The organism is bacterium (genome assembly GCA_030247525.1).
GTDB lineage: Bacteria > Electryoneota > JAOADG01 > JAOADG01 > JAOADG01 > JAOTSC01.
The window spans coordinates 1-6,515 of the sequence record JAOTSC010000179.1 but is presented as its reverse complement, the minus strand read 5'-3'; the positions used below and the strand labels follow the sequence as shown (position 1 = coordinate 6,515).

Below are 6,515 nucleotides of genomic sequence, written 5' to 3'. Positions count from 1 at the left end.
ACAGATGCAAACTTCAGTTTCTCTTCCATCGCAATCGGAGTGATAAGTTCGACATCGACCGTAACACGGTCACCCGGCAATACCATTTCACGACCTTCCGGAAGTTTTACCGCACCGGTTACGTCCGTCGTACGGAAGTAAAACTGAGGACGGTAGCCATCGAAGAATGGCGTATGACGACCGCCTTCTTCCTTCGATAAAACGTAAACTTCACCCTTGAATTTCGTATGCGGGGTAATCGACTTCGGCTTCGCCAAAACCATCCCGCGCTCGATTTCATTCTTGTCAACGCCACGCATCAAGATGCCAACGTTGTCGCCAGCTTGACCCTGATCCAATAACTTCCGGAACATCTCAACGCCGGTACAAACCGTATCCTTGTGGGCGCCTAAACCGATGATTTCCAAAGTCTCGCCAACCTTGACAACACCACGTTCGATACGACCTGTCGCTACCGTACCACGACCAGTAATCGAGAAGACATCTTCCACCGGCATCAGGAACGGAAGATCCGTCGCACGCTGCGGAAGCGGAATATAGCTGTCACAAGCTTCCATCAGATCCAACACACACTTGTTCTCGACCGGATCATCAGGATTATTCAATGCGTTCAATGCGCTGCCACGGATAATCGGAATCTCGTCGCCCGGGAATTGGTAGTAGCTTAATAATTCACGCATTTCCAATTCAACCAAGTCAAGAATCTCCGGATCGTCGACCGCATCACACTTGTTCATGAAAACTACTAAGTAAGGGACACCAACTTGACGGGCAAGAAGAATGTGTTCACGGGTCTGCGGCATCGGACCATCAGTCGCGGCAACCACGATAATCGCGCCATCCATCTGCGCCGCACCAGTTACCATGTTCTTCACATAGTCAGCGTGGCCGGGACAATCGACGTGAGCATAGTGCCGATTCTTCGTTTCATACTCGATGTGAGCTGTCGCAATCGTGATACCACGGGCACGCTCTTCAGGCGCATTGTCGATCGAATCAAATGAACGATACTGCGCTAAACCCTGCTTCGATAAACATAACGTGATCGCCGCCGTCAAAGTCGTCTTACCATGATCGACGTGACCAATCGTACCGATGTTCACGTGGGGCTTACTGCGATCAAACTTCGCTTTGGACATTTCTCTACTCCTCGTTCAAGTTCAGGTTCGTGAACAAATCAATTCGAGCTGACGACCGGGATCGAACCGGTGACCTCATCCTTACCAAGGATGTGCTCTACCTACTGAGCTACGTCAGCTTACCGAAAGCAACCGCTGCAAAATGAGAGCGGGAGACGGGGTTCGGACCCGCGACCCTCAGCTTGGAAGGCTGATGCTCTACCAATTGAGCTACTCCCGCTTTCAAGAACTGGTCAGACAGGATAACCTGCGGTGAGCCGCAAGGCGGGTTGTCTAACTTTCAAGTACCAGCTCAAACAGGAATGTTTGAGCTAAGAATTTCGATGTGGTGGGGGTAGGATTTGAACCTACGTAGTGCGGTGCACGACAGATTTACAGTCTGTTGCCATTAACCACTCGGCCACCCCACCAAACAAAGATCAATCGAAGAAAAACCGACAGAACCATTTCGGTCCGGTCGGTAAAACGACCTAACGTCGCAGAGGTTGTTCGCAATTCTTCTAACGTCAGCGAGCTGACGGTCGGATTTGAACCGACGACCTTCCGATTACAAGTCGGGAGCTCTACCAACTGAGCTACGTCAGCGAATTTTTGCTTTACCCCGTGAACTCACCGACGAGCCACTTCTCACTACAGCACAGGAGGATAACATAATTCGATGGAATTGTCAAGAAATCACTTGTGAAACATATCACTTCCGACGCCAGATTGTCCCCCCGGGGGTATCCTCTAAAATGACCCCTTTCTCAAGTAATTCCTTACGAATAGCGTCTGCCTCAGCGAACTGTTTTTGGGTTCGAGCATTCCTTCGTCTCTCAATATAGTTATGAATATCAGTCTCCGAGAGACTGCTTTGCTCCTCCCAGGGTGTTAAAACTTGCAGAATTGAGTCAAACTCCAACCACAGATTTCGAATTGTCGATACTTCCAAATCATTCAAAACACCTTGTGAACGAAAGCCATTCATTTCCCGCATAAACTCGAATACGATGCCATACGCGCGGGCTACGTTGATATCGTCGGCAAGAGCGTTGGTGAACTCGACGCGATACTGCGAAACCTTGCGTTCGACTTCGCCCTGCGTTCCATCACCGAACCCGCGTTCAAAAGCGAACCAGAATTCGTCGAATTTTTCGATCCGTTTCGCAGCATCTCCAAGACCGGAAAATGAAAAGGTGACCGGCATCCGGTAGTTTGCGGTCGAGACGAAATAGCGATACGCCCGTGGTGAAAATCCCTTCTCGATAAGATCGCGCAAGACATAAAAGTTTCCAAGCGATTTCGACATTTTGGTGTCTTCGAGATTTAACCATTCGCCATGCAACCAGACGTTCACAAACTTTTTTCCTGTCGCACCTTCGCTCTGTGCAATTTCATTTTCGTGATGTGGAAAAAGATGTTCCTTGCCGCCGCAGTGGATGTCTAAGGTACCGTTAAAATAATTCTTCGTATGTTTATCAGTGTGAAACTCATCCTGCGACATTACAGAGCATTCGATATGCCAACCGGGGCGACCCGCTCCCCACGGAGATTCCCACTTTACATCACCATCCTCCGGTTTCGCAGCTTTCCATAAAGCGAAGTCCTGCACACCTTCTTTTTCGTCGTACTCATCAGCTTGAATGCGGGCGCGATTTTCACCGCGTTTCGTACGTCCAGATAGTTTTCCATAACCGGAAAAACTGTCGACGCGATAATACACCGACCCTTCGATTTCGTAGGCATGACCTTTGGCGATTAACTGCTGAATCATTTCAATCATCTGCGGAATGAAGTCAGTCGCTTTCGGTGCGTGAGTCGGAAGTTCGATCCGCAGTGTCTGCAAGTCATCGAAAAACGCTTTGGTATAGCGATTGGTGAATTCGTAGAAGTCGATTTTCGCTGCTTGCGCATCACGAATCGTTTTATCGTCGACATCCGTAACATTCATTACCCGGACGACATCGTAACCGAAATACTTCAAAGTGCGAACGAGAATATCCTGCCAAACATAAGTCCGGAGATTGCCGATATGGGCGAAATTGTAGACTGTTGGACCGCATGTATAAACCGTTACCGTTTTTCCGTCAGGAGCGAGCGGTATAAGTGGTTCAACTTTTCGCGTGAGCGAATTGTAAAAGGAAATCGGTAACGGTGACATGATAAACCTTATTACGTAGACGATGCCGAGTCGGTTCCCGAGCCGGCCACGACGTCAAGAAATTTCACGAGGTAACTAAGCGAGGAGATTAGCAACAAAACTAACGCGATCCAATATAATCGAGTAGGATCGATGAAAAAGTAATACCACGGTTGCGGTGGTACGTTCAACGTCACAACAATCATTAACACTGCCAGTACTGAGCTACTCCACTTTCCCCACCAATTGGATACCATGATGAGACCTTTTGCCCGATATGCCCAGTAGCCGCAAACAACAACGGTGATATCACGGAGCGCAACAAACAAAAACAACGTAAACGGGAAGCGGATTTCCCGTTCCGGACTTGCTAAACAGAGTGCTACTGCCAATATGCAAATCTTGTCGGCAAGCGGGTCGAGCACTTTTCCGAGCTCGCTTATCTGGTTTAGTTTGCGAGCAAAATAGCCATCGAAGTAATCCGTTAATGCGGCAATCACCATGAGGCCGAGTGCGATGTAGTTATCACCTTCGGCATCACGCAGCAACAGCCAACACATCGGAATCGCAAGAACGACACGCGAGATGCTCAAGAGATTGGAGAAGCTCTTGAGTTGGTGCAGTCCGATATCTTGTAAGACTCCAACGAACTGACCTGCCGGTTTTTTTATGAGCATCGGTTTACCATTTGTTCCCGCTTATCGATGGATAGACGATAGCAAATCGCAGTTGGTAGTATCGTCGCGCAACAAAATAATACACAATTATCGTGACGAGGTACAACGGATAACAGCACCCTATCAAAAAAGATAACACGACAATGGCAATTCTCGCGGAAAATCCTGCGCGTTCGGCATTTAGCTCTTTAAGCAAAGGAATTGCAACGACTAAAGTAACCATCGCCGAGACAAACAATACCCATTCCACAAGCAAGAGGGCAAAACAGGCGGCTGCAACGACAAACAACCATCCACTAAATGCGGTCGTCCGTTTACCATATATCACACAGAACGTATTCTTCCCCGAATCGCGGTCGCCGGTCTCATCGGGAATTTGCGTCCAGAGCGATACTCCAGCGAATGCAAACAGGTAAGGTACTCCGCGAATCAAATCGAGAAGACCATTTTGGTTCATGAGCGATCCTGCCGCGAAAATCAAGAAACCGGCAAGCATTGCTACGAACAAACTTGGCAATGGTTTATCTTTCCATCGGAAGGGGGGAAAATTGTAGAGAACGCCCGTGATTAAAAAACCAAAAGCGATAATCGCGAAACTTGATTTCCCAATGAAAGCAAGTCCTGAAAGTCCGAAAATAGCAAGAACCAGAGCAAAACGCTTAATGGTTATGGGAGTGAATATTTGTTGGGGGAGAAACAGATTTTTTTGATTGGCTACATCGTTTGGGATGTCTTTTACTTCATTCAGAAGGTAGACACTACCCCCCATTGCGATTGAACAGATAACGAATATCGACCATTCGATGTATGAGAATCGTGTACCATGAAAACCAACACCGGCAAGAAAAACCGTGCAGACAGGGAACAGCAATGTCGGACGTAAGACGAAGAACCAATCAAGCGGATGACGCCGCGGTTGCAAGTTTATATATCCTCTTCCAGACCGAGTTTTCCCGCAAAGTCGTCGGAAACAACGACCGGATATTTGCCGCTGAAACATGCTGAGCAATAACCGCTGCCGGGTGATGGTGCGGCATTTAGCATCCCCTCAAACGAAAGATATTTGAGGGAATCGGCACCAACTAATTCTGCAATTTCATCGGGGTTGCGGTGGTTCGCGATGAGCTCTTCCCGGGTGGGAAAATCCATCCCGTAGGGACACGGGTAGTAAATCGGAGCGCTTGCCACTCGGATGTGGATTTGCGCTGCTCCTGCCGTACGAAGTAGCGATGTTAGCTGCTGCAAGGTTGTACCGCGAACGATACTGTCTTCGACAACAACCACGCTCTTTCCGACGAGTAGCGTGGTTACCGGATTAAACTTGATGCGAACACCGGCGTTACGCTGCTCTTGCGTCGGATTGATAAATGTGCGACCGATATAATGATTGCGAATGAGACCATGCTCATAAGGAACGCCCAATTCCTGCGAGTAGCCAAGCGCGGCGGCGTTGGATGAGTCCGGTACCGAGATCACGAAATCAGCGTTAGCAGGACTCTCTTTCGCTAACTGTCTCCCCATCGCACGGCGAGTACGGTCGATACTCTCGCCATAACTCAACGAGTCGGGACGCGAGAAGTAAATCAACTCAAAAATGCAAGGCGCTGCCGGAGCTGGATCAGCATAGCGATAGGATTGCAAACCAGAACGATTGATGACGACAAGCTCTCCGGGTTCGATTTCGCGGATAAACTTGGCATTCAGTAAATCGAAAGCACAGGTCTCCGAAGCCAGCAAATAGGAACCATTCAAACTGCCAAGTACTAACGGACGAATACCATTGGGATCGCGTATACCAATCAACTCGTTACGAGTCATCAGAAGCAGGGTATATGCCCCGGCAAGCCGTTTTGATACCGTTTGCATGCGGGATTGCCAATCGCCGGTTGTTCGTGCTAAAAGGTGTAATACAACCTCAGTATCGGTGGTTGTTTGAAACAGCGCTCCCTGCTCCATTAACTCGTAACGAAGTTTTCGCGCATTCACCAAATTACCGTTATGTGCAATACAGATTGGACCGTCTCGTCCCACGGAAAAGAGTGGTTGCACATTTGTTATTGTCGAGACACCGGTCGTAGAATACCGATTATGACCAACGGCGCAATCACCGGGCAACTTCTCCAATGCCGGAGGACGGAATACGTCGGCGACTAAGCCGGCTTCCCGGTGCATATAGAAATGAGCGCCATCGGTAGTTACGATGCCACTCCCTTCTTGTCCGCGGTGTTGCAACGCATAGAGGCCGAGATAGGTTAAATCTGCCGCATGGGGGTGTCCGAATACGCCAAATACAGCGCATTCTTCTTGGATCCGATCGGGGTTCTGGTTTGGTTTCATAGACGAAGCAATATAGGAAAATTGCCTTAGGAAGGAAAAAGGGTTCTTTCTCGGTGAGGCAGCTTTGTTAAGACTTGTGTTTCATAGCGCTGGCAAGCGTAACCGCGCCAATCCAGTCCACAGTGTCGGATTTCAGTGTGATCGCAGCTTCCCGCAACGTGCTCCCGGTGGTTATTACATCATCAACAACGAGAATAGAACCGGACACGGGAGTGCAACAGTGAAACTTTCCCTTTACATTGA

At 48.8% G+C, this 6,515-nt stretch carries 5 protein-coding genes and 4 tRNA genes; all 9 read right to left on the bottom strand.

Features of this window, described 5'->3' with window-relative positions:
• Positions 1-1,139 (bottom strand): elongation factor Tu (gene tuf / locus OEM52_13015; protein ID MDK9701057.1); only part of this gene is annotated, 1,139 nt, incomplete at its 3' end.
• 46 nt (positions 1,140-1,185) lie between these two features.
• A tRNA-Thr gene (locus OEM52_13010) sits at positions 1,186-1,258 on the bottom strand.
• A 28-nt stretch (positions 1,259-1,286) separates the two neighbouring features.
• Positions 1,287-1,359: transfer RNA gene (locus OEM52_13005), tRNA-Gly, on the bottom strand.
• Positions 1,360-1,465: 106 nt separating this feature from the next.
• Positions 1,466-1,549: transfer RNA gene (locus OEM52_13000), tRNA-Tyr, on the bottom strand.
• Positions 1,550-1,651: 102 nt separating this feature from the next.
• Positions 1,652-1,724 (bottom strand) — tRNA-Thr (locus OEM52_12995).
• 106 nt (positions 1,725-1,830) lie between these two features.
• A complete protein-coding gene (gene cysS, locus OEM52_12990) occupies positions 1,831-3,279 on the bottom strand; it encodes a cysteine--tRNA ligase (GenBank protein MDK9701056.1) in 1,449 nt (482 codons plus the stop codon).
• 11 nt (positions 3,280-3,290) lie between these two features.
• A complete protein-coding gene (locus tag OEM52_12985) occupies positions 3,291-3,935 on the bottom strand; it encodes a CDP-alcohol phosphatidyltransferase family protein (protein ID MDK9701055.1) in 645 nt (214 codons plus the stop codon).
• Positions 3,936-3,939: 4 nt separating this feature from the next.
• Positions 3,940-4,857: a UbiA family prenyltransferase gene (locus tag OEM52_12980; protein MDK9701054.1), complete on the bottom strand. Its 918-nt coding sequence runs from the start codon at positions 4,855-4,857 to the stop codon at positions 3,940-3,942.
• A 2-nt stretch (positions 4,858-4,859) separates the two neighbouring features.
• Positions 4,860-6,272, bottom strand: coding sequence for an amidophosphoribosyltransferase (purF, locus tag OEM52_12975; GenBank protein ID MDK9701053.1), 1,413 nt, complete (start codon positions 6,270-6,272; stop codon positions 4,860-4,862).
• Positions 6,273-6,515: the final 243 nt, after the last annotated feature.